The sequence below is a fragment of the Streptococcus sp. 3.1 genome, from assembly GCF_016648915.1.
Lineage (GTDB): Bacteria > Bacillota > Bacilli > Lactobacillales > Streptococcaceae > Streptococcus > Streptococcus salivarius_E.
The window spans coordinates 129,784-151,900 of the sequence record NZ_JACLQV010000002.1 but is presented as its reverse complement, the minus strand read 5'-3'; the positions used below and the strand labels follow the sequence as shown (position 1 = coordinate 151,900).

The 22,117-nt window shown below is 41.8% G+C and carries 22 protein-coding genes and 1 pseudogene; 6 read left to right on the top strand and 17 right to left on the bottom strand.

Annotation, left to right across the window (positions count from 1 at the left end; genetic code table 11):
• Both H7U02_RS02005 and parE read right to left on the bottom strand, forming a co-directional pair.
• Positions 1-549 carry a hypothetical protein gene (locus H7U02_RS02005; RefSeq protein ID WP_201042697.1) on the bottom strand — a complete coding sequence of 183 codons (549 nt, stop codon included), beginning with the start codon at positions 547-549 and terminating at the stop codon, positions 1-3.
• A gap of 154 nt (positions 550-703) precedes the next feature.
• On the bottom strand, positions 704-2,653 hold the full coding sequence (gene parE, locus H7U02_RS02000) for a DNA topoisomerase IV subunit B (protein WP_073689885.1): 1,950 nt from the start codon (positions 2,651-2,653) through the stop codon (positions 704-706).
• Positions 2,654-2,790: 137 nt separating this feature from the next.
• Here parE and plsY point away from each other — a divergent pair, with 137 nt between their 5' ends.
• Complete coding sequence (gene plsY / locus H7U02_RS01995; RefSeq protein ID WP_073689886.1) at positions 2,791-3,432, top strand: glycerol-3-phosphate 1-O-acyltransferase PlsY; 642 nt, start codon at positions 2,791-2,793, stop codon at positions 3,430-3,432.
• Positions 3,433-3,548: 116 nt separating this feature from the next.
• On the opposite strand, the gene H7U02_RS01990 is transcribed toward plsY, so the two are convergent.
• The 9 genes and pseudogenes from H7U02_RS01990 to H7U02_RS01950 form a co-directional block, all read right to left on the bottom strand.
• The gene (locus tag H7U02_RS01990) at positions 3,549-3,917 is read right to left on the bottom strand and encodes a helix-hairpin-helix domain-containing protein (protein WP_201042695.1); all 369 of its coding nucleotides are present in this window, start codon (positions 3,915-3,917) and stop codon (positions 3,549-3,551) included.
• Between the two features lie 74 nt (positions 3,918-3,991).
• Positions 3,992-4,246 carry a DUF1912 family protein gene (locus H7U02_RS01985; protein ID WP_002886199.1) on the bottom strand — a complete coding sequence of 85 codons (255 nt, stop codon included), beginning with the start codon at positions 4,244-4,246 and terminating at the stop codon, positions 3,992-3,994.
• 112 nt (positions 4,247-4,358) lie between these two features.
• On the bottom strand, positions 4,359-5,309 hold the full coding sequence (gene mmuM / locus H7U02_RS01980; RefSeq protein WP_201042693.1) for a homocysteine S-methyltransferase: 951 nt from the start codon (positions 5,307-5,309) through the stop codon (positions 4,359-4,361).
• 11 nt (positions 5,310-5,320) lie between these two features.
• Positions 5,321-6,697 (bottom strand): annotated as a pseudogene (locus H7U02_RS01975) (amino acid permease).
• A gap of 127 nt (positions 6,698-6,824) precedes the next feature.
• Positions 6,825-7,424: a ribosome biogenesis GTP-binding protein YihA/YsxC gene (yihA, locus tag H7U02_RS01970; RefSeq protein ID WP_002885996.1), complete on the bottom strand. Its 600-nt coding sequence runs from the start codon at positions 7,422-7,424 to the stop codon at positions 6,825-6,827.
• Positions 7,425-7,433: 9 nt separating this feature from the next.
• Positions 7,434-8,660 carry an ATP-dependent Clp protease ATP-binding subunit ClpX gene (clpX, locus tag H7U02_RS01965; RefSeq protein WP_002890340.1) on the bottom strand — a complete coding sequence of 409 codons (1,227 nt, stop codon included), beginning with the start codon at positions 8,658-8,660 and terminating at the stop codon, positions 7,434-7,436.
• A gap of 17 nt (positions 8,661-8,677) precedes the next feature.
• Positions 8,678-8,848, bottom strand: coding sequence for a hypothetical protein (locus H7U02_RS01960; RefSeq protein ID WP_002886174.1), 171 nt, complete (start codon positions 8,846-8,848; stop codon positions 8,678-8,680).
• Positions 8,849-8,852: 4 nt separating this feature from the next.
• Positions 8,853-9,356: a dihydrofolate reductase gene (locus H7U02_RS01955; RefSeq protein ID WP_201042691.1), complete on the bottom strand. Its 504-nt coding sequence runs from the start codon at positions 9,354-9,356 to the stop codon at positions 8,853-8,855.
• Between the two features lie 108 nt (positions 9,357-9,464).
• Positions 9,465-10,325, bottom strand: coding sequence for a thymidylate synthase (locus H7U02_RS01950; protein ID WP_201042689.1), 861 nt, complete (start codon positions 10,323-10,325; stop codon positions 9,465-9,467).
• A 472-nt stretch (positions 10,326-10,797) separates the two neighbouring features.
• Between H7U02_RS01950 and H7U02_RS01945 the strand changes: the two genes are divergently transcribed.
• The 5 genes from H7U02_RS01945 (at position 10,798) to H7U02_RS01925 (ending at position 14,775) form a co-directional block, all read left to right on the top strand.
• On the top strand, positions 10,798-11,964 hold the full coding sequence (locus H7U02_RS01945; protein WP_201042687.1) for a hydroxymethylglutaryl-CoA synthase: 1,167 nt from the start codon (positions 10,798-10,800) through the stop codon (positions 11,962-11,964).
• A 1-nt stretch (position 11,965) separates the two neighbouring features.
• A complete protein-coding gene (locus tag H7U02_RS01940) occupies positions 11,966-13,237 on the top strand; it encodes a hydroxymethylglutaryl-CoA reductase, degradative (protein WP_201042685.1) in 1,272 nt (423 codons plus the stop codon).
• 172 nt (positions 13,238-13,409) lie between these two features.
• On the top strand, positions 13,410-13,859 hold the full coding sequence (locus H7U02_RS01935) for a DUF1836 domain-containing protein (RefSeq protein WP_201042683.1): 450 nt from the start codon (positions 13,410-13,412) through the stop codon (positions 13,857-13,859).
• Positions 13,852-14,529 (top strand): PAQR family membrane homeostasis protein TrhA, encoded by a 678-nt coding sequence (gene trhA, locus H7U02_RS01930; RefSeq protein WP_037597545.1) that lies wholly within the window; start codon positions 13,852-13,854, stop codon positions 14,527-14,529. The genes H7U02_RS01935 and trhA overlap by 8 nt, the downstream gene beginning before the upstream one ends.
• Positions 14,530-14,583: 54 nt before the next feature.
• A complete protein-coding gene (locus H7U02_RS01925; RefSeq protein ID WP_002886147.1) occupies positions 14,584-14,775 on the top strand; it encodes a PspC domain-containing protein in 192 nt (63 codons plus the stop codon).
• Between the two features lie 74 nt (positions 14,776-14,849).
• Here the strand turns inward: H7U02_RS01925 and H7U02_RS01920 are convergent, their stop codons facing one another.
• The 6 genes from H7U02_RS01920 to H7U02_RS01895 all read right to left on the bottom strand — a co-directional run bounded on the left by H7U02_RS01920 (position 14,850) and on the right by H7U02_RS01895 (position 22,090).
• Positions 14,850-15,908 carry a DUF3114 domain-containing protein gene (locus H7U02_RS01920; RefSeq protein ID WP_110980890.1) on the bottom strand — a complete coding sequence of 353 codons (1,059 nt, stop codon included), beginning with the start codon at positions 15,906-15,908 and terminating at the stop codon, positions 14,850-14,852.
• Positions 15,909-15,937: 29 nt separating this feature from the next.
• Positions 15,938-16,876 (bottom strand): alpha/beta fold hydrolase, encoded by a 939-nt coding sequence (locus tag H7U02_RS01915; protein ID WP_110980891.1) that lies wholly within the window; start codon positions 16,874-16,876, stop codon positions 15,938-15,940.
• Positions 16,877-16,923: 47 nt separating this feature from the next.
• A complete protein-coding gene (gene thrS / locus H7U02_RS01910; protein ID WP_002890325.1) occupies positions 16,924-18,870 on the bottom strand; it encodes a threonine--tRNA ligase in 1,947 nt (648 codons plus the stop codon).
• Positions 18,871-18,914: 44 nt separating this feature from the next.
• Entirely contained in the window at positions 18,915-19,310 is a 396-nt protein-coding gene (locus H7U02_RS01905; RefSeq protein ID WP_013990953.1) for a hypothetical protein, read from the bottom strand.
• 458 nt (positions 19,311-19,768) lie between these two features.
• On the bottom strand, positions 19,769-21,091 hold the full coding sequence (locus H7U02_RS01900; protein ID WP_013990954.1) for a glycosyltransferase family 4 protein: 1,323 nt from the start codon (positions 21,089-21,091) through the stop codon (positions 19,769-19,771).
• Positions 21,092-22,090: a glycosyltransferase family 4 protein gene (locus H7U02_RS01895; protein WP_041817259.1), complete on the bottom strand. Its 999-nt coding sequence runs from the start codon at positions 22,088-22,090 to the stop codon at positions 21,092-21,094.
• Positions 22,091-22,117: the final 27 nt, after the last annotated feature.

Here is a 22,117-nt window from a genome sequence, read left to right as displayed (position 1 = left end):
CTACCTCACATTGTCTTTTCCTGACTCAACCATATAATCTTTATTTTTTTCGTTTTCCTTTCTCCCTATTATAGTTTGAGCAATACCACTTGCCGCTAGGAGGATAAAAATAAAGTACATGGATGAATGTAGGAGAAATTCCAAAGACCCTTGTAAAAAAAGCAGGTTGAGGAAAGCCAGTAATGTGGCAAAGAAACTATTAATAACTAGTAAAATTGAATATTTGGTTTGAAAGCGTATTAAATGTAGAAGACTTTTTATAAAAGCTATTAGCGAGAATGGTACATAAAACACTGTAAAGACCATCAGGTAGTAAAAGCCAAATAATAAGCCTGAGTATGGACTACCCAAATAATAATAGAGGGGGTTATCCAGCACGAAGATTATGAGGGAGACTATAGATAAGAGAAAAAGGATCAAAAAGCGTGATTTTATAGGACGTATGCCATAAAAAATTAAGTATATAGCAGAAACAATAACCATAAGAATAATAGCCGGAATAGCTACATCTGCATGGTAAGCTAGATAATCGATAACATTAAAATCCATTTTTCTACCTCCATTGATTTCTAGTCAATGACACTGTAAATAGTTAATAAACTATGTAGAAAATAATTAACTTAATTTTTATAAACCCTAGTAGCTATTGATAGTAAGCGCTCTCCCTGACTCTATCTTATTACTTTCCCTTCTGGTCTGCAACCTAAAATGCGCCACTTTCCTCAAGCGTAAATTTAACGTTATCTTCAATCCATTGACGGCGTGGTGCAGCCTTATCTCCCATAAGAACTGAGACACGACGTTCGGCACGCGCTAGGTCGTCAATAGTTACTCGGATAAGCGTTCTGGTCTCTGGATCCATAGTTGTTTCCCAAAGCTGGTCAGCATTCATCTCACCAAGCCCCTTGTAACGCTGGAGAATAGCTCCACGACCAAATTTTTGACGAAGTTCTTCAAGTTCCCCATCCGTCCAAGCATATTCGACAACTTCCTTCTTACCTTTCCCTTTGGACATCTTGTAAAGAGGAGGCAGAGCGATATAAACGTGTCCTGCTTCCACTAGTGGACGCATATAACGATAGAAGAAAGTAAGAAGCAAGGTCTGGATGTGAGCTCCATCGGTATCGGCATCGGTCATGATGATAATCTTGTCGTAGTTAATATCGTCAAGGTTAAAGTCAGCTCCAACTCCAGCACCGATAGTATAAATCATGGTATTGATTTCTTCGTTTTTGAGAATGTCTGCCATTTTGGCTTTCTCAGTGTTGAGGACCTTCCCTCGAAGAGGAAGAATGGCCTGGAATTTACGATCACGGCCTTGTTTGGCTGAACCGCCGGCAGAATCCCCTTCGACCAGATAAAGCTCATTTTTCTTAGCATTTTTAGACTGGGCTGGCGTCAATTTTCCTGACAAGAGCCCCTTGTCTTTTTTATTTTTCTTGCCATTTCGACTGGCATCACGAGCTTTTCTGGCAGCTTCACGGGCATCACGGGCCTTGATAGCCTTACGCACCAAGTTAGAAGCCAGATCTCCATTTTCCATAAGGAAGTAGGTCAAGTGCTCTGAAACAATACTATCGACAATGGGACGAGCTAAAGGAGATCCAAGTTTGTCCTTGGTTTGGCCCTCAAACTGAAGGTGTTCCTCAGGAACCAAGAGCGAGATAACTGCTGATAAACCTTCACGATAATCTGACCCCTCAAGGTTCTTATCCTTCTCTTTGAGAAGACCTGTTTTACGAGCATAGTCGTTAAGAGCCTTGGTAATGGCAGATTTGAAGCCCGTTTCGTGGGTACCTCCGTCCTTAGTACGGACATTATTGACAAAGGAAAGGATATTGTCAGAGTAACCGTCATTATACTGAAGGGCTAATTCCAAATGGAAATCCTGCTGGTCCCCATCAATATAGATGACTGGTGTCAGCGTTTCCTTGTCCTCATTCAAGTAAGATACAAAGTCTTGAACCCCATTTTCATAGTGGAATTCTTCACGAACTTCTTCTTCGCCACGCAAGTCTGTCAATGTCATAGTGACATTCTTAAGAAGGAAGGCTGATTCTTTGAGACGTTCTGAAATGGTGTTAAATTTGAAATCAGTCGTTGAAAAGATACTAGCATCAGGCATAAAGGTAACTTTTGTACCTGTCTTAGATTTAGGTGCCTTGCCGATTTTTTCAAGTCCTGTTACAGGGTGACCCCCATTTTCAAAACGCTGACGATAAACACTACCGTCACGGGTAATTTCTACCTCAAGCCAGCTAGATAGCGCATTAACAACTGAAGAACCCACACCGTGAAGACCACCAGAAGTCTTATAACCACCCTGTCCAAATTTTCCACCCGCGTGGAGAACAGTGAAAATAACTTCAACTGTTGGTTTACCCATGGCATGCATACCTGTCGGCATCCCACGTCCAGAGTCAGAAACAGAAACGGAACCATCCTTATTTAGGGTGACAGCGATGACATCACCAAAACCAGAAAGAGCTTCATCGACCGCATTGTCGACAATCTCCCAAACTAGGTGGTGAAGTCCTGTTCCATCCGTTGAGCCAATGTACATTCCTGGGCGCTTGCGAACCGCATCCAACCCTTCTAGTACCTGAATGGCATCATCATTATAATTATTTACATTTATTTCTTTTTTAGCCAAGAGTGACCTCCAAAATTTTCATCCTTATTATTTTATAAGTTTTCAGAAGAATTTGCAAAAGAAATCAAGAAAGTCCAAAAGATATCTTAAGGCTGACTGACTTTGTCAATTACTAGGCTGTATGCTATAATTATCTCATGAAAATCTTATTGTTAATCCTAATCGCCTACTTGTTAGGTTCCATTCAGACCGGCCTCTGGATTGGGAAACTATTCTTCCATACCAATCTTCGTGAGCACGGCTCTGGAAATACTGGAACAACCAATACCTTTCGTGTTCTAGGTAAGACTGCTGGTACCATCACCTTCTTGGTTGATATGTTCAAGGGGACCTTGGCTGTTCTTCTACCTATCTGGCTTTGTGTTACAGAGGTTTCACCTCTAATCATTGGTTTCTTTGCTATTATCGGACATGTTTTTCCAATCTTTGCTGGATTTAAAGGCGGGAAGGCTGTAGCGACAAGTGCAGGGGTGCTTCTTGGCTTTGCCCCACTCTACTGTGTATTCCTACTCTTGGTCTTTGCCCTAACACTCTATCTAACCAGCATGATTTCATTTTCAAGTGTCACTGCAGCAATTGTTGGACTTATTACCTTAGCTGTGTTTCCGGCCATCCATTTCTTACTAGATGGCTATGACCTTATTTTCACTGGGGTTCTTACCATCATGGCTTTGCTTATCATCTTCCGCCACACTGAAAATATGGGGCGCATCCGCAGGCATCAAGAAAACTTGGTACCTTTTGGACTTAATTTAACCAAACAAAATCCAAAGAAATAAACAATCCAGACCTACTAACCACTAGATTTACTAGTGGTTTTCTTGTTTTTCTAATCAAGCAATGCTTTCTAAAACAATAAAAAATCCGAAGGCTACACCTCGGATCTTTTTTAGGCTTAAGCTTTGAAGCTAACACCATTTTCTTTCAATTTTTTAACTGTCGCAGGTCCGACACCCTTGAGGGCAAGAACTTCTTCTTCAGTCACAGTAGCAAAAGCCTCTACTGAAGTCAAACCTTCATTATAAAGAGTTTCTACAAGGTTTGAACGAAGGCCTTCAACCTCTGAAAGTTCTGCAAAGGCTTCAAGACTAAGATCTGTAGCTACCACTTCTTCCTTAGCAACTGTCTTAGTTTCAGCAACAGGTTGTGGTGCTACTGGTGGCACTGGTGGAACAGGTGGAACAGGGGCTTTAACATTATTGAAAAGTCCTTGTTTTTTCAAACGGTGTTTAAAAGCTTTCTTTTTATTTTTTACTTTAGCCATGTTTAGTTTTCTCCTATTTTGATAGACGATACCTTTCTATAAAGTAGTATCGCCATTTTCTTTTTCATCCTTTATTAATAGTGACGTTCCCCGAACAAGCCATCTGGCATATCATGGAAACCTTTGCCAGCACGATAGTTGGCAAACTTACCAATTAGGAAATTGTAAGCATCCAATTTAGCTTCATAGCGGTAACTTGCATCACGTGCACGTTCATCGCCGTCTTCTTCCCAGATTTTCTTGCTAGCGGCCAAGGCCGTTTCGTTTACTTTAACTTGGGTAACAACCCAGGCTTCGAAGTCTTTTAGAAATTCTTGTTCGTAGGTCATATTTTCCTCTTCATTTTAAAAACCAGCTTAACGCTGGCTTCATTTTCTACTAATAATGTGTAGAGCTCATAGCCTTACAGTCTCCTATTATAACAAATAATTAGAAATTTGACTAGGTTCTAAACTCTTTATATAAGGCTTTAATGTCATTTGGACGTGTGCGGCAGCAGCCACCTAAAATCTTAACTCCAAACTGAGCATGCCAATCTTTACTATGTTCAACTAAGGGTAGAGCATCCTTATCCTTAGGTTTCCAAGTCTGCGTACTGCCATCATAAACCTCACCTGAGTTTGGGTAAGTAATGAGGGCTTTTCCAGCATCTTTAAGAATAGCAAGAGCCTGATCATAAAGAAGAGGCGAACTACAGTTGATTCCTAGGGCCAAGATTTGGTCTGACTGGGAAACAAGCTTGGCAATCTCATCTAAAGAAGTCCCATCACTGATAGTGGCTGATTCTTGGACTGTAAAACTGAGATAAGCTTCTGATTCTGGAAATTCTTCAGCCAGGAGTTCAATCAAGGCTTGTGCTTCTAAACGATTTGGAATAGTTTCCAAAGCTAACAAGTCCACACCTTGATTTAGGAGAATTTGAATCCTAGGCCGATGAAACTCCTTAAGCTCCTCGATAGTAATTTGACCATAATCACCGCTATACTCAGAACCATTAGCCAAATAAGCTGCGTAAGGACCAACATCCCCAGAAATCAATGGATAAGGACGCTTTGCTTTCTCAGTCTCATCTAATGCTGCCCATACCTTATCACGTGCAGCCTTTGCTAACTGAACCGTCAGGGCGATAATCTGCTCCACTGCTTTCTCAGTAAGTCCTGCCTCTACCAAGCCAGGTAAGGTCGCTTGATAAGATGATGTGGTAATCAAGTCAGCCCCAGCGGCTACATAGGTTTCGTGGATTTTTTGAATAACTTCTGGCTTTTCAATAAGGTACTTAGCTGACCAGAGCTTACCTGAAATATCATACCCCAAGGCTTCCATCTCTGTTCCTAGAGCTCCATGAAGAATGAGGGGAGATTTATTTTCCAAATAATCTTTAAATGTTGCCATACAAGGCCTCCTTACCATTTTTTAAAGCGAAGGTAGTGATAGAGGTAACAGAAAATCATGAAAGGAATACCGAAGTAAAGTCCCGCACGTTGTGAACTATCCCAAGCAATCCCATACACAGAAATGGCCAAGAGAACAATTGTGATATAAGGGAGGATTGGATTAAACGGTGTCTTATAGTCTAACTCGTCCTCAGAATGCTCTAGCTTCCACTGTTTACGGAAGTTGATTTGTGCCAAAGGAATGGAGAGCCAGACAACAACAACTGCAAAACCAGCGATTGATACCAAAGCTAGATAAACCGTATCTGCAGCATAGATACTTGAAAAGAGTGATAAAACTGCTCCTGCCATGGAAATCAAAAGGGCTGTCATTGGAACTCCATGTTTATTGATTTTCACTAGCTTTTTATTGAGCATTCCCTCATTGGCCAAAGACCAAAGCATACGGCTTGAAGCGTAGAGTCCCGAATTCCCAGCAGAAAGAATAGCTGTCAGGATAACAAAGTTCATGATGTCTGCCGCAAATGGAATCCCCATCTTGTCAAAAACATCAACGAAAGGCGCTGAAGATACCCCTGCTTCTTTCATGGGAAGAAGCGAAGCCAATACCACAATGGTCAAGACAAAGAAAATCACCAAGCGTCCAATGGTCGTTTTAATAGCACGTGGAACAGCCTCTTTAGGATTATCTGTCTCACCAGCTGCGATACCGATTAACTCTGTTCCCGAAAAGGCGTAGTTAACCGCCAACATGACTGACACAATGGCAAGACCACCATTTGGAAAGAGACCATTAGCCGTCAAATGCTTGAACATAATAGCTTCACGATGACCATCAAAGCTGACCAAACCAAACATAGCCCCCAGACCTAGGATGATAAAAACCAAGATAGCAATAACCTTTATAGAAGAAAAGAAAGATTCCGCTTCCGCAAAAGACCTTACGCTCAGAGCATTAATTCCAAAAATCACCAAGGCAAAGAATGCCGCAAACATCCAAGCCGGAACTGATGGAAACCAACGTTGCATCAGCATGGCCGCACCCAGAAATTCTGTTCCCAAGGCTACCGTCTAACAAATCCAATAAAGCCAAGCTACCGTAAAGCCGGTTCCCGGACTGATAAATTTAGTGGCATAGGTGTGAAAGGATCCCGTTACTGGCATAGCAACAGCTAGCTCACCTAATGAAAGCATGACTAAGTAAACAACGATAGCCCCCACAAGATAAGATAGTATCGCACCAAGAGGGCCTGCTTGTGCAATCGTATAGCCTGAGCTAAGAAAGAGACCGGTACCAATGACACCACCTAGCGAGAGCATAAAGAGGTGGCGTGAGGTCATCTTCCGTTGAAACTGACCTTCATTTTCATAATTATGGTTTTCCATAGATTCCTCCAATAGATGTAATAAAACAAGCTTATCACAATATCATCCCCTTGGATAATAGGTGGAAACTATCAAAGAGATAGACAAAAACTATCGCAAAAAAAACTCGGATTTCTCCGAGCTCTTTTTATAATTCTGCTAAAATCGTATCCCATGCTTCATCATAACCGTCACGTGTGACAGATGAAAAGACGATGAAATGGTCATTTTTATCGAAATTGAGTTTTTTCTTAATAATTGATTCGTGCTTGTTCCATTTTCCGCGAGGAATCTTGTCAGCCTTAGTCGCTACAACGATGACCGGAATTTCATAATACTTGAGAAATTCATACATTTGGATATCGTCTTGAGTTGGTTCATGTCGGAGGTCAACCAAGCTAACAACGACACGAAGATTATCTCGAGTCACGAGGTACTCCTCAATCATTTTGCCCCATTTGGCACGTTCTTTTTTAGACACACGGGCATAACCGTAACCTGGCACATCCACAAAACGAAGCTTATCGTCAATATTATAGAAATTAAGCAACTGAGTTTTCCCTGGTTTCCCAGAAGTACGTGCTAGGTTTTTACGACCAAGAAGTGTATTGATAAAGCTTGATTTACCAACATTCGAGCGTCCTGCTAGGGCAACCTCAGGGAGGTCATCTTGGGGATAGTGGCTCTTATTCGCCGCACTGAGCAAAATCTCAGCATTGTGCGTATTTAGGACTTGTTCTTCAGCCATAGAACCTCCTTATGCTGTTTCTAAAACTGGAGCAGCTGTGCCGTCAACGGCTTCTTTTGTAATACGAACCTTAGTAACATCTTCCTGACTCGGAATCTCAAACATGACATCCATCATGACTTCCTCAATGATAGAGCGAAGGCCACGCGCACCGGTCTTACGTTCAATTGCCTTACTTGCAATAGCTTCAAGAGCATCCTGGTCAAACTCCAGTTCAACCCCATCATAAGACAAGAGGGTTTGGTACTGTTTAACCAAGGCATTTCTAGGCTCTGTCAAGATACGAACCAAGTCGTCAACCGTTAACTGTTCAAGGGCCGCAAGGACTGGCAAACGTCCGATAAACTCAGGGATAAGACCGAATTTTTGAATATCTTCAGCCACAATTTCTTGCATGTATGATGAGTCATCATCAATTGCCTTATTATTTTGACCAAAACCAATGATTTTCTCACCAAGACGTTGCTTAACGATATCTTCGATACCATCAAAAGCACCACCAACGATAAAGAGAATATTCTTAGTATCAATTTGAATCATCTCTTGGTTAGGGTGTTTACGACCACCTTGAGGGGGAACGCTGGCTACTGTTCCTTCGATAATCTTCAAGAGGGCTTGTTGAACCCCTTCACCAGAAACGTCACGAGTGATTGATACATTTTCACCCTTTTTAGCAATCTTATCAATCTCGTCAACATAGATGATACCACGTTCCGCACGTTCGATATTGAAGTCTGCCGCTTGGATCAGTTTGAGGAGGATATTTTCCACGTCCTCACCCACATAACCTGCCTCTGTCAATGATGTTGCATCCGCAATCGCAAATGGAACATTCAAGCTACGAGCCAAGGTCTGAGCCAAGAAAGTCTTCCCTGAACCAGTTGGTCCAATCATGAGAATATTTGATTTTTGCAAATCCACATCATTGTCTTCACGACTTTCTGTGAAATTGATACGTTTATAGTGATTGTAAACAGCTACCGCCAAGGCACGTTTGGCACGGTCCTGCCCCACGACATAGTTGTTCAAAATATCTAAAAGTTCTTTTGGCTTCGGAGTTTCAGCCAAGTCAGCCAAAACTTCTTCTGCCATTTCCTCACGAATGATTTCTTGTGACAAGGCCACACATTCGTTACAGATAAAGACGCCATTCCCAGCGATAATTTTCTTTACTTCTTCTTGGTTTTTGCCACAAAATGAACAATAAACCATTTCTTCATTACGATTTCCAGCCATTTATTCCTCACTCTTTTCTAAAATAGGGTGCCATAGAAGGCGTGAATAGTATTGACAAGGTTGGTAAAAGCATTTAAAAAGAGAAAAACTGCTAACCCATAACGTTTCTTGCGAAAGGCAGGAATGGCAGAGAGCACACAAAGTACTCCCAATAATGCAGTAAATAACCCAAAAACACTACGTTGCATGAACCTAGTCTCCTTCTTTTTCATAGCGACTTATGCTAAAGTCGTAGGCATTTTTATCATCCTTGGCCACTCGGTCACGTGATACCTCTTTAAATGCCGTCATATCTAGTTGTGGAAAATACGTGTCTCCCTCTAAATCAGCCTCAATAGTTGTCTTGATGAGTGCATCATAATGCCCATCAAAAACCTTATAGACACCAGCACCACCAGCAATATAGAGATCCTTATCTTGCTGTTCAAACCAAGCTAGGGCTTCCTCAACACTCGTAACGGTCGTCACACCCTCACAGTCGAAGTCCTTGTCTCGTGTCAAAATCAAGGTTTCACGTCCTGGCAGACAACGACGGTTCATGCCATCAAAGGTCACACGCCCCATGAGAATTGCTGAGCCCATGGTCGTTTTCTTGAAATGTGCCAGTTCAGCAGGCAAATGCCAAGGCATGGTGTGATTCTTCCCAATAACATGGTTATGAGCTTCCGCCCAAATAGCAATGAGTTGTTTAGACACAGTATTTCCTTTTCTTTTTAAGTTTACAATCCATTCTAACAAAAAAAGAGAAAAAGAGCTTGGAAAAAACTTTGCCAGCTCTTTATGGACTTAAATTATCAACGTTTATTAAATTGCTAAGTCAAATTTGAGTTGAGGTTTAACAGGATCATAGTCAACCAATTCAAAATCTTCCGGTTTGATATCGAAGAAATTAGTTCCATCAGGAACGTTGAGGACCAAACGTGGTTGGCAATCAGCTGGCTGACGTTTGAGAAGTTCCTCGGCTTGCTCAAATTGATTGTCATAGATATGGAGGTTATTGATGAAATAAAAGAATTTACCAACTTTCCAACCAAAGTGCTTGGCAATCATCATCTGAAGAGCCACATACTGCATGGCATTAATATGATGAGCCACCAGCATATCGTTAGAACGCTGTGTCAAAGTGGCGTCCAAATAAATGTCCTCGCCCACACGACGAACGTCAAACATAGTTTGGAAGGCACAAGGCTGAAGTCCTGCGGTCTCCTCGAAGGCCTCGTAATCCCAAAGAGAGATGACATTACGGCGATTCCACGGATTAGCCTCCAACTGAGCCAGCAAACGGTTAATGATATCGTGCTTCTTAACAACCGCTCCATAACGCTGACCAATCGAACGCTTGTCCCCATTATTGGCAGGCACGCCTTCAACTTCCCAGTCATTCCAATAGTGCACGTTATACTTGTCTTCAAGGACATCTAGGCTGTTTGTCTGGTCTTGATAAATCCAGAACACTTCTTTGATAGCAGATTTGATAGCAATAGGACGGAGAGTGGTAATTGGAAACTCTCCCTTGCTCAAGTCATATTCTGCAAAAGCTCCAGTGATGTATTTGGAGTTGGCTGTGGTGCCATCCTTGTATTTAGGACGTGCTTTCTCTGACCAAACGCCTTCTTCCATGATTTTAGTGATATTTTCTTTAAAAATAGTGTCTGCTTTTGTCATGATTTTCCTCTTTATTCAATTGAAAACAAAGTATTTTTTGAGACTTTCCTTAAGTGATTACGGACGTCTGCGAACTTCTTCGAAGTTCCAAGACTAATTTATGAGCCTATGGTCTCAAAAATTCCGAGTGTCTGTAAACAAAACACTTTATTTACAGACACTTATCTCACAGCGGAAAGTCTCACTTAACGCTCGCAATGATTTCAATATATAACAACAATTTTACTTTTCTAACATAGCTAAAAAACTAGTGGAGTGCCATTTCAATTTTACCCTATTCTGCTTTAAATGAGAAACAAAAGGGTCATGTTCCCCAAAGGAAAGTCTTGTGAAATCCTCTAGTTCCTATCGAAACAGAAGATATAACTAACTATCAAAGTTTTTTCAAGGCGAAAGCGCTCTTTTATGGTAAAATCACTATAGATTAGTATCTTCTGGATACTCTACAATGAAGAAAAAAAGGAAACATCATATGTCTATTGGAATTGATAAGATTGGTTTTGCGACCAGTCAATATGTTCTAAACATGGCTGATCTCGCTCTTGCCCGTGGGGCAGAGCCTGAAAAATTCAGCAAGGGGCTGATGCTTGATGCAACCAGTATTACGCCGATTACAGAAGATATCGTGACGCTTGCCTCTGATGCGGCGGCTGATATTTTAAATGACGACGACAAAAAAGCTATCGATATGGTCATCGTGGCTACTGAGTCTTCCATTGACCAGTCAAAGGCTGCTGCTGTCTATGTTCACAGTCTTTTGGGGATTCAACCTTTTGCCCGTTCTTTTGAAATGAAGGAAGCTTGTTATGCTGCAACTGCTGGACTTAACTATGCTAAATTGCACGTGGCAGCCCACCCAGAGAGCAAAGTTCTGGTTATTGCCAGTGATATTGCCCGCTATGGTGTCGGATCTTCTGGGGAGTCAACTCAGGGAGCTGGTGCTGTAGCTATGCTAGTCAGTCAGAATCCACGTATTTTGGAGCTTACTGATGACAATGTAGCACAAACTCGTGATGTCATGGACTTCTGGCGCCCAAACTACAGTTCAACGCCTTATGTTCAAGGCATCTATTCAACCAAGCAGTACCTTGACAGCTTGAAGACAACTTGGGCAGCTTACCAAGAGCGTCATCAGGCTGACTTTGCTGATTTTACAGCTTTTTGTCTCCACCTTCCTTATCCTAAGCTAGCTCTTAAGGGACTTAATAAAATCATTCCAAAAGATTTGAATCCCGAGAATAAAGAGCGTTTAACAAACAACTTTGATGCTTCAATTACCTATAGTCGCCAAATTGGAAATATCTATACAGGGTCACTTTACCTTGGGCTCCTTTCTTTGCTTGAACAGTCGCAAGACCTTAAAGCAGGAGATAAGATTGGCTTCTTCTCTTATGGTTCTGGAGCCGTCTCCGAAATTTTCTCAGGACGTCTGGTTGAGGGCTACAAAGACCTGCTTCGTTCAGACCGTCTAGATACCTTTGCCAAACGTCAACCCTTGAGCGTTGCTGATTATGAAAAACTTTTCTATGAAGAGGCGCAGTTGGATGACACTGGCTCTACTCAATTCACTGATTACCAAACCGGAGCTTTCCGTTTAACTGAAATCTCTGAACACCAACGTATCTATAAAGGAAATTAATATGACTAAACTCTCTTGGACTGGTTTTTCCAAGAAGACACCGCAAGAACGTAAAGAGCATTTGAAAAAGAATGCTCTTTTGTCTCAGGAAAATCAAGATCTTCTGGATAAGGACCAACAACTTACCCTTGAAACAGCCAACCAAATGGCTGAAAATGTTATTGGTCGATTTACACTTCCCTTTGCCGTTTGCCCAGATGTATTGGTAGACGGTGTAACCTACCAGGTTCCTATGGTTACCGAGGAGCCTTCTGTTGTCGCCGCTGCTTCCTATGCTAGCAAGCTCATTAAGCGCTCTGGCGGTTTCACGACTACGATTCATAATCGTCAAATGATTGGCCAAGTTGCCCTTTTTGACGTTCCTGATAAAGCCACTGCTTCAAGTAAAATTCAAGCAGCTAATCAGGACCTCATAGAGATTGCCAAAGAGGCTCATCCTTCTATTGTTAAGCGTGGGGGTGGCCCTCGCAGGCTCTGGACTGAGGCTAAGGGAGACTTCCTCATTGTCTATCTAGCCGTTGATACCAAAGAAGCCATGGGAGCCAATATGGTCAACACCATGATGGAAGCACTGGTGCCAGAACTGGAAAATCTCTCAGAAGGTCAAAGTCTCATGGCCATTCTCTCAAATCTTGCCACCGAGAGTCTAGTGACAGCAACTTGTCGTCTTAGCACACGCTTCCTCAGTCGTAACAAGGAAGACGCTCATGATTTTGCTAAGAAAATGGAGATGGCTAGCCAGTTGGCTCAAGTGGACCCTTACCGAGCAGCTACCCATAACAAGGGAATTTTCAATGGTATCGATGCCCTAGTTATTGCGACTGGCAATGATTGGCGAGCAGTTGAGGCTGGTAGCCATGCCTATGCTAGCAAGGATGGTAGCTACCGTGGCCTGTCCACATGGACTTATGACCAGGAGGCTAAAGAATTGGTGGGAGAATTAACCCTCCCCATGCCAATTGCAACCCGTGGCGGTTCAATAGGACTTAACCCTAGTGTTTCTATCGCCCACGACTTACTTAACCATCCAGATGCCAAAACCCTAGCTAGTATCATCGTTTCTCTTGGTTTGGCACAAAATCTGGCTGCTCTCAAAGCTCTGACTTCAACAGGTATCCAAGCAGGACATATGAAACTTCAGGCCAAATCTCTAGCCCTACTAGCCGGTGCTAGTCCTGAAGAAATGCCTCACGTTTTGGCTGAACTTCTCAAGGCCAAACATATGAATCAAGAAACTGCACAAGCAATTTTGGAGAAACTTAGAACCCCATAAAAAAAGATACTGACGCAGTTTTAAAAAATAACTCTGCCATATCACATAAGAAATAAAGATGTTGAACATATTATCTCAGCATCTTTTTCATTTCCCGTAAGTTCTGACTTGACTTAAATTTCTATAATGTTATAATCTGGTTATGAAAACTAGATAAAGAGGTTTTTATAATTTGACAACACAACAATACCCTCTCTGGGAAGAATTACCAGAGATTGAACTCTATTTGGATCAGGTTTTGCTCTATGTCAATCAGGTCACCCAAAGTACTTTGGGGCCAAACGACAAGGGGCTAACCGCCTCTATGGTCAATAATTATGTCAAACATGGCCATGTCGCAAAACCCATCAAGAAAAAATATAATGCTGCTCAGGTAGCTAGGCTTATTGTCATCACTAGTCTGAAGACCGTCTTTGAGATTTCTGAGATTGCTAAAACCTTGGAAATCCTACATTCAGATGCTGAAAGTCAAAAGAGTTACTACAATGACTTTGTAGCCTGTATGAATGGTCAGTTTCCCCAAGAGGCTCCGCAAGTCATACTCTCAGCCTGTCAGACGCTTCAATGCTACCGAGCTACCCATCAACTTTTGAACGACCTTGAAGGAGAAAACAATGTCTAATACTGCTACTTTTAATACTTCTCCCAACCTCAAACTCAGTAAAAAACTTAGCTTTGGTGAGGAAGTGGCTAACAGCGTGACTCACGCCGTCGGAGCTATGGCTATGCTAGTCTTATTGCCAATTACTGCTGTTCATGCCAACAACGGCTACGGCATGACTGCTGCCGTCGGGATGTCCGTTTTTGTCATCAGTCTCTTCCTCATGTTTTTGAGTTCAGCCATCTATCATGCTATGGATTATAACTCACCCCACAAGATGGTTCTAAGAATTATTGACCACAGCATGATTTATATCGCCATTGCTGGAAGCTACACCCCTGTTGCCCTCTCACTGGTTGGCGGATGGCTAGGCTACAGCATCATCGTCCTCCAATGGGGAACAACAATTTTTGGTATTCTCTACAAAATCTTTGCTAAAAAAATCAATGAAAAATTCTCCCTCTTCCTCTATCTGATGATGGGATGGTTGGTTATCTTCATTATTCCAGCTATCGTCACTAAGACAGGACCTGCCTTTTGGGGACTCATGCTTGCTGGAGGATTGTCATACACGGTTGGTGCAGCTTTCTATGCTAAGAAAAAACCATACTTCCACATGATCTGGCACCTCTTCATCATGTTGGCTTCGGCTCTTCAATATATGGGGATTGTCTACTTTATGCTTCCTTAAAGTCAAAGACATCAAGGTGTTATGGTATAATAAGGAAGTACGGAGGTAAATCATATGAAAAAAGAACTCAGAAGAGATCCAAACAACAAAATTATTGCCGGTGTTTGTTCTGGTATCGCTAAATATCTTGACATTGACCCTGTCATTATTCGCCTTATTTGGGCTGCAGCGATCTTCTTATTTGGAACAGGTTTTCTTTTCTACATCATTTGCTGGATTATTATCCCAGAAGAAAGCAAGTGGTAAGCTGTAATTGAATATACAAAAAAGTGATACAGACCTAAATTTCTTACCATTTAGGTCCATATCACTTTCTTTTTTTATTTTCTCAAGCGGAAAATCAAATAGCTGACATTAACAAGGAGTAAAACACTCCAAAGAATGAGAAAGGGAATATTTCCTCGGACAGCATTGTGCCAAATACCTAGGGCGTATAAGGCCATAAATACTAGTGATCCTAGAACTGCTGTTCCTTTATTGTTTTGTGGTTGTTTAGACATATGAACCTCCTTTATTTGCTTTTTCTGAACTGGTTTAAAGCCATAAACCATGGCGAGAAAAAGTCTGGCTTGACGTTTGACATCATTAGCCAAAGATCTGTGTGACTGAGCATAGATACCATTTGGATTGTAAAAAGACCTGTCAAAATGCTCAGGCTCTTTTCGGCCCCACTTCTTTCTCAATTTGTTGGGTGATCGAAAACCCTTGGTCATCCGATTACGAAAGGCAGGATCATGTGGTTGAACCGGCTCCACATCCAGTTGCCAGTGGCGCTTGAAATTGCCATAGTTGAAACTAGCACCATTAACCACTCCACTCTCAGTCACCTGCTCCGCATCGACCTCATTGAGAAAATTTCCCTGACTATCCAAAATAAACTCAATCCGATTATAGAGAAGAATTTTTAAATTAACACTAGGAATTCCATCTGGATAAATCCCCTTGCCATCACAGAAAGAAATCTTTTGGTGCAGACGCCCCTGATCAAACATGGTGAAAGGTTTCCATCTGAGATAGACAGCTAAAGCTTCTTTGTCTGTCATCCCTGTTTTTTTATAATGTGTCCTCACATACTGGGCCTGTTGACTAGAAATCAGGTAACGTAACTGATGGATTTGTCGCTCAATAGAGAATTTTTTAGATAAGCTGTCCTCAGGAAAAGCCAAATCTACTAACCTGGCAACATCCTTCCAGAAAGCATCATGAGGCGCCAAGTCAGGGTCAAAATAGGATAATAAACGCTGAGTTTCCTTTATCTCCCCAGATAGATCCTCTGGCATCTCTATATAAGCAAGCAATAACTTCAGCACCTGCAGTGGCTGGTATTCCTTTTGCCATTCCTTCCATAAGCTAGAAAAGGCTTTTGAGCCTATGAGCATCTCATCTCTCCTCAATAACATAAGTTAGTTTAATCAGTGGTCCCTTTTATGAAGTCCTCTATCTTAGCAACTACCTCTTTGGTCTGATAGTGATAAAGATAATGTGGGGCATCATAAAAAGTCAGTGCGATATTTTTCTGGTCCTTTGCAAATCTGGCCGCATAATTTCGCCACTCCTCCTTGCTAAAACTCGTGCCTTCTCCATTAGAAACCAAAAGTAAGGTGGGGATTTGTGAATCTATCTTATCATCAACCTTTTTAGCATTTTCCTTAACAGATAGGCTCTCATTTAACATAGCTTGTGACAGTATTTGACGATAAGCTATTCGTTGATAGAGGCGTCGATCACTACTACTTAGATTTTCATTAGGCACATATAAGCGACTCGGTATATACCTTAAAAGACCTAATTGACTTCCCAAACGAGCCATACGTAAAATCTGGGAATGCATTCTCAATTGTGAATAACTCTCTGGTAGAGCCCAATCTAAGCCGATGACTGCCTGTATTTCACTTGGATATTTTTCTTGCCACAAAAGCGTTTCTAAGGAGGCCATCGAATGAGAAAGAATAATATAAGGACCTGATACTTGTGCCTTGGCTAGGGCTTGACGTGTCTCAGAAAGAACCTCAGACACATCTCTGGACTTAGATGTGTCCTCACTATAACCATAGCCAGCTCTCTCTACAACGACTATCTTATACTGCTTAGAAAGCCCATCATACAAGTCTTTAAAATCTAGAATGGGAGAGGCCGTTCCAGCACCAGATAGAAAAACTAAGGTTTGTGGACCATTTCCCTTCACAAAGACGCTCATGTCATGGCCATTCACAGACACCATTTGCCCCATAGGGTTGAGAGAAGCCTTTTCTCTTTGCAAGGCTAATCTATGATAGATAAAGCTAGCCAGTAACAAGACTAGAACTGCTCCCATCAGAAATAAAAGTCTTTTCATAAAAACATGCATGGTTTATCCTACTAAAAAGTCAGTTAGCTTAGCTAACCGACCCTTTTTTATTCGGCATCTGGGCGTGATTTGCGAGCGATATCAGCAAGGATATTTTCTACAAATTCTGACACAGCTTCTGTATGTGTTTGTTTTTGTCCATAACGACGAACGTTAACAGTTCCGTCTTCCATTTCCTTATCACCAACAATCAATTGATAAGGGATTTTTTGTGTTTGAGACGCACGAATCTTGTATTGCATTTTCTCGTTACGTTCATCCACTTCAACACGGATACCACGGTCACGAAGTTGTTTAGCAACTTCCCAAGCATAATCTGTGTGGGCTTCATTTGAAACTGGGATAACAGTTACTTGTTGAGGTGCCAACCAAGTTGGGAAGGCTCCTTTGTAGTTTTCAATAAGAATAGCTGTAAAGCGTTCCATTGTTGAGATAACCCCACGGTGAATCATAACTGGACGGTGTTCTTCTCCATCAGCTCCGATGTATTTAAGGTCAAAACGTTCTGGAAGCAAGAAGTCCAATTGGATAGTAGAAAGGGTTTCTTCATTACCAAGGGCAGTCTTCACTTGGATATCAAGTTTTGGACCGTAGAAGGCAGCTTCACCTTCTGCTTCAAAGTAGTCAAGTTCCATGTCATCCATAGCTGATTTCAACATGCTTTGAGCATTTTCCCACATTTCATCATTGTCAAAGTATTTGTGAGTATCTTTAGGGTCGCGGTATGACAAACGGAAACGATAGTCAGTCAAGTTGAAATCTTCGTAAACGTCGATAATCAATTGAAGCGTACGTTGGAACTCATCTTTGATTTGTTCAGGTGTTACGAAAGTATGACCGTCATTAAGTGACATTTCACGCACACGTTGAAGTCCTGTAAGGGCACCTGATTTTTCATAACGGTGCATCATACCAATTTCAGCGATACGGATAGGCAATTCGCGGTAAGAATGCACATGGTGTTTGTAAACTTCGATGTGGTGAGGACAGTTCATTGGACGAAGAACAAAGGCTTCACCATCTCCCATATCCATTGTTGGGAACATATCTTCACGGTAGTGATCCCAGTGACCTGAAGTCTTGTATAGCTCAACTGAGGCAATTGGTGGAGTGTAGACGTGTTGGTAGCCTGCTGCTACTTCCTTGTCCACGATGTAGCGTTCCAAGACACGACGGATTGTCGCACCGTTTGGCAACCAGAATGGAAGACCTTGACCAACCTCTTGAGAAATCATGAACAAATCAAGTTCTTTACCAAGTTTACGGTGGTCGCGTTCTTTAGCTTCTTCAAGGCGTTTAAGGTAAGCCTTGAGATCTTTTTTATCGAACCAAGCTGTACCGTAGATACGTTGCATCATAGCATTGTCGCTATTTCCACGCCAGTAAGCACCTGCAACATTCAAAAGGTGGAAGACTTGGATACGACCAGTTGATGGCACGTGTGGGCCACGGCAAAGGTCAACATACTCACCTTGACGGTAAATAGTCAAACCACCTTCGTCTTCTGAGTGTTCTTCAATCAATTCCAATTTATATGGGTCATTTTTGAAGATTTCACGCGCTTCGTCTTTAGTCACTTCTTCACGGATTGATGGGAAGTTTTCCTTAACGATTTTCTTCATTTCTTCTTCGATACGAGGAAGGTCTTCGTTAGAAATTTGACCAGCTTCATTGTCTGTATCGTAGTAGAAACCATCTTCGATCGCTGGACCAACACCCAAATGAATATCTGGGAAAAGGCGACGAGCTGCTTGGGCAAACAAGTGAGCCGCTGAGTGACGCAAGATTGGAAGGGCATCTTCGTGATCAGGTGTCACGATTTCGATGCTTCCATCTTCAGTGATCGCACGAGTTGTGTCAATCAATTTACCGTTAAATTTACCAGCAAGTGCTTTCTTAGCCAAAGAGTTGCTGATAGATTGTGCAATTTCAAAAGTTGTAACGCCAGATTCGAATTCACGAACAGCGCCATCTGGGAAAGTAATGTTAATCATAATTAAGATGTCAGAGCTCTAAAGGATGAGCCCCTTCTTCCTTTCTATTTAATGTTTTTGTTGTAATAGTTTGTTTCTAGGATGCTTTGCAATTCCGTCTTATGCCAACCCGCTCCAATCAATATCTTGTTGACATTAAAGTCTAGCTCCCTGCCATCATTTAGAAAAATGCGAAGTTTATAACCAATAAACAAGCGTTTTTTAAACTGATAAGACTTAATCGTCTCTTCAGGAAATTTGGCGATAATATCTCCTAATTTTCCTAAAAGAGTAAGAGAAATAATCAAAACCTCTGTTTCTGTAAAAACAATTAGGAAATACTCAAAAGTTGACCTACCGATTCTCCTAGTAGCATAGATAGCGTGCATGGTCTCAGCAAGACTAGCATCCACACCGTGGTCAATCAGGTAGGCCTTGATAGCTTCATATTTGAACCCCATAAAATTCTCCCTCAACTAAAAAGATAGTGTCACCCCGTTCTAAACAATCCTTTTAGTAATCAAAGAGAAAATATTCAGTCACAAAGTAAAGCTTTTCTATCTAAACTAGACATTCTAAAAATTGTAAAGCATACCAAACAATACAAAAAGCGACATCCTAAAAAGGACGTCGCAACGTGGTTCCACCTTAGTTCATGTACGACAAAAAACGAGTCTGTCCTACACCTCTGATTGGCTCTAACGTGGCCACCGTTTTATGTTTGCATAAAAAGTTAATCGAGTAGTCCCAATCATGTCCTCTGCGTGATTTCCAGCACCACACGCTCTCTGAAAGATTTCCCATGACTGATATGTCTCTATGCGTTATTATAGCATGAAACTGTAATTTTTCAAGCTAATTATCTCTTTTATTAATCAATTCTAAGATTTTATCTGACTAGGAAAATCTGGTAGCTTTCCTAATCCAAAAGTTTCGTGATATTTCTGATTTTCTTGACCTGTTTGGCTGATCCTTTAAGGATACGAACAGAGCCATTAACAGGCAAGGTAATAGCCTTAGTCGGCAAATAAGTTACCATACGCGTCAAGCGTTTCATGGTACTGTCTTCACCATTCAAGTCATTGTGGAAATCCTTAGAAATCGTAAGGTCCAAGTAATACTCATAGACACGTTTTCCGAAGTTTTCCGCAGAAATTTCATAAAGCTTGTCAGCCCACTTAGTTTCGTCTTTTTCTGGTGTTGCAATGGCAGCTTCCAAAATGGCCCCGGCTAAATCATTATCATGATAATAGAGCGTTCCAAACATCTGGTCTGTAATCACATTATCCAAATAAGGATTTCCGTGGGCAATGATAGGGGTACCGCTAGCCAAGGCTTCCAGATAGGTCAAGCCCTGAGTCTCACTGGTTGATGCCGAAATGAAGAAATCAGCAGACTTATAATAAAGTGCTGTCTCACTAGGCGCAATCATACCAGTGAAAACCACCTTGTCCTGAATACCAAGTTTTTTGGCTTGAGACTTAAGATCTGGTAGGTAAGGACCGTCACCAGCCACAACCAAACGCACCTTGTCGTCTTCCTCCAAAACAGAAGGGAGAGCAGCCAGTACAGCCTGGATGTTTTTCTCATAGGACACACGAGAAAGGCTCAACAACATAGTCTCATCAGAGGCGATACCAAGCTTAGTTCTCAAGTCCGTCACATCATCTTCAGTAATCTCTGGACGTTGGAACTTTTCAAGTTCAATGCCAGTTGGAATGACACGTTTTTCAGCTGCAACCTTGTACTTGAGCAAAAGGTCATAAACAATCTCACTCGGACAGATGACTCCATCTAAATCGCTCATAAAGCCACGAACAATGTACTTAACCATACTTGGACGGATAACCATACCTTTGGCAATATAGCGGACATAGTCTTCATACTGAGTATGGTAGGTATGCACAACAGGAATCCTAAGTTCGCGTGCAATGGCAATCCCTAGCAGACCTAATGAAAACTCTGTCTGCGTATGAATAATATCAAGCTTATATTGTTTAGCAATCTCTAGTGCCTTGGAAAAGCCACGATAAGCTACACGGCGATCCTTAAAAGCAAAGAAAGGCACACTCGGAATACGGACAATCTGCCAGTCTTCATAGCGGTCAACATCTCTATCAGTGGTGGTAAAGATAAAGACTGTATGTCCCATTTTTTCCAACTGCGTCTTCAGCGTGCGAATACTGGTCGCAACACCTGATACCTGTGGAAAATAGGTATCTGTAAACAATCCGATACGCATTTAAATCTCCAATACTTCTTTGTAGGCTTCAACAAGCTTTTGGGCGACATCATCAATCGAGCGACTTTCTGCAACCTTATAGCCTTCTTCACGTTTGTCCACTTTATCATCGATAATATCTTGCAAGGCTACTACAAATTCGTCCACGTTGTGCCCAAATGAGGCCGACTTGTCATCAACCCAACCTTCATAAACAGGAATATCACGCAAAACTACATGCTGGTGACTAGCAAAGGCTTCTAGCACCACAATCCCTTCAGTTTCCTCGTAAGATGGGAAAAAGAAGGCATTAGCACCACTCATAGCCCCCTGGAAGACGGCTCCCTTGAAATAACCTGGGAAGCTGACATTATCAGGATGCTTACCATTGACAATGTCTCGAATCTTCTTAGGAATCAACCATTTGCTGATGCTACCTAACCAAATAAAACGAACATGAGGCATCTTTTCGGCCACCTTGACGAAGTCTTCAATTCCCTTGCGTTGGAAATAAAGCCCCGCACAAATAACCACTGGCTGTCCTTCCTCGATACCAAAGTAGTCTCGGAAAACTTCTTCCTTACGTGGATCCTTACCGTATTTTTTCAAATCAATCCCATTTGAAACAGCAATGATTGGTGTGGTAACTCCGTAAGACTGAATCAATTTTTTGGAATACTCAGATGGCGTAATCACGTAATCGGCCTTTTGGTACATGTGGGCCAAATATTTTCCAAAAAGTGGGGCCAAAAGGTTAGAACCGATGAATGAATTCTCAAAGTCCTCACGTGTCGAATGACCATGCATGATGACCTTCTTGCCACGGCGTTTTGCAGCATGCAACAACATCAAGCTGCGTGGCCCATAAGTATTAATATGAACGACATCGTAATCACCCAAGATGTCCGTTGTATAGGGAATCCCCGCCAAGTCCAAGGCATGCATCTGATGGTGGAGAGCCCGTCCGATTCCTGATTTTTCAAGAACCGATTTTCCTTCAAGATAAAGTAGAACTTTCATACTCTTCATTATAGCTTAATTTAGTAG

What these genes read in the sequence shown, in the direction of transcription:
- H7U02_RS02005 (WP_201042697.1), bottom strand. Translation starts at nt 549, where the DNA reads ATGGATTTTAATGTTATCGATTATCTAGCTTACCATGCAGATGTAGCT.
- plsY (WP_073689886.1), top strand. Translation starts at nt 2,791, where the DNA reads ATGAAAATCTTATTGTTAATCCTAATCGCCTACTTGTTAGGTTCCATT.
- H7U02_RS01990 (WP_201042695.1), bottom strand. Translation starts at nt 3,917, where the DNA reads ATGGCTAAAGTAAAAAATAAAAAGAAAGCTTTTAAACACCGTTTGAAA.
- H7U02_RS01985 (WP_002886199.1), bottom strand. Translation starts at nt 4,246, where the DNA reads ATGACCTACGAACAAGAATTTCTAAAAGACTTCGAAGCCTGGGTTGTT.
- mmuM (WP_201042693.1), bottom strand. Translation starts at nt 5,309, where the DNA reads ATGGCAACATTTAAAGATTATTTGGAAAATAAATCTCCCCTCATTCTT.
- yihA (WP_002885996.1), bottom strand. Translation starts at nt 7,424, where the DNA reads ATGGCTGAAGAACAAGTCCTAAATACGCACAATGCTGAGATTTTGCTC.
- clpX (WP_002890340.1), bottom strand. Translation starts at nt 8,660, where the DNA reads ATGGCTGGAAATCGTAATGAAGAAATGGTTTATTGTTCATTTTGTGGC.
- H7U02_RS01960 (WP_002886174.1), bottom strand. Translation starts at nt 8,848, where the DNA reads ATGCAACGTAGTGTTTTTGGGTTATTTACTGCATTATTGGGAGTACTT.
- H7U02_RS01950 (WP_201042689.1), bottom strand. Translation starts at nt 10,325, where the DNA reads ATGACAAAAGCAGACACTATTTTTAAAGAAAATATCACTAAAATCATG.
- H7U02_RS01945 (WP_201042687.1), top strand. Translation starts at nt 10,798, where the DNA reads ATGTCTATTGGAATTGATAAGATTGGTTTTGCGACCAGTCAATATGTT.
- H7U02_RS01940 (WP_201042685.1), top strand. Translation starts at nt 11,966, where the DNA reads ATGACTAAACTCTCTTGGACTGGTTTTTCCAAGAAGACACCGCAAGAA.
- trhA (WP_037597545.1), top strand. Translation starts at nt 13,852, where the DNA reads ATGTCTAATACTGCTACTTTTAATACTTCTCCCAACCTCAAACTCAGT.
- H7U02_RS01925 (WP_002886147.1), top strand. Translation starts at nt 14,584, where the DNA reads ATGAAAAAAGAACTCAGAAGAGATCCAAACAACAAAATTATTGCCGGT.
- H7U02_RS01920 (WP_110980890.1), bottom strand. Translation starts at nt 15,908, where the DNA reads ATGCTCATAGGCTCAAAAGCCTTTTCTAGCTTATGGAAGGAATGGCAA.
- H7U02_RS01915 (WP_110980891.1), bottom strand. Translation starts at nt 16,876, where the DNA reads ATGCATGTTTTTATGAAAAGACTTTTATTTCTGATGGGAGCAGTTCTA.
- thrS (WP_002890325.1), bottom strand. Translation starts at nt 18,870, where the DNA reads ATGATTAACATTACTTTCCCAGATGGCGCTGTTCGTGAATTCGAATCT.
- H7U02_RS01905 (WP_013990953.1), bottom strand. Translation starts at nt 19,310, where the DNA reads ATGGGGTTCAAATATGAAGCTATCAAGGCCTACCTGATTGACCACGGT.
- H7U02_RS01900 (WP_013990954.1), bottom strand. Translation starts at nt 21,091, where the DNA reads ATGCGTATCGGATTGTTTACAGATACCTATTTTCCACAGGTATCAGGT.
- H7U02_RS01895 (WP_041817259.1), bottom strand. Translation starts at nt 22,090, where the DNA reads ATGAAAGTTCTACTTTATCTTGAAGGAAAATCGGTTCTTGAAAAATCA.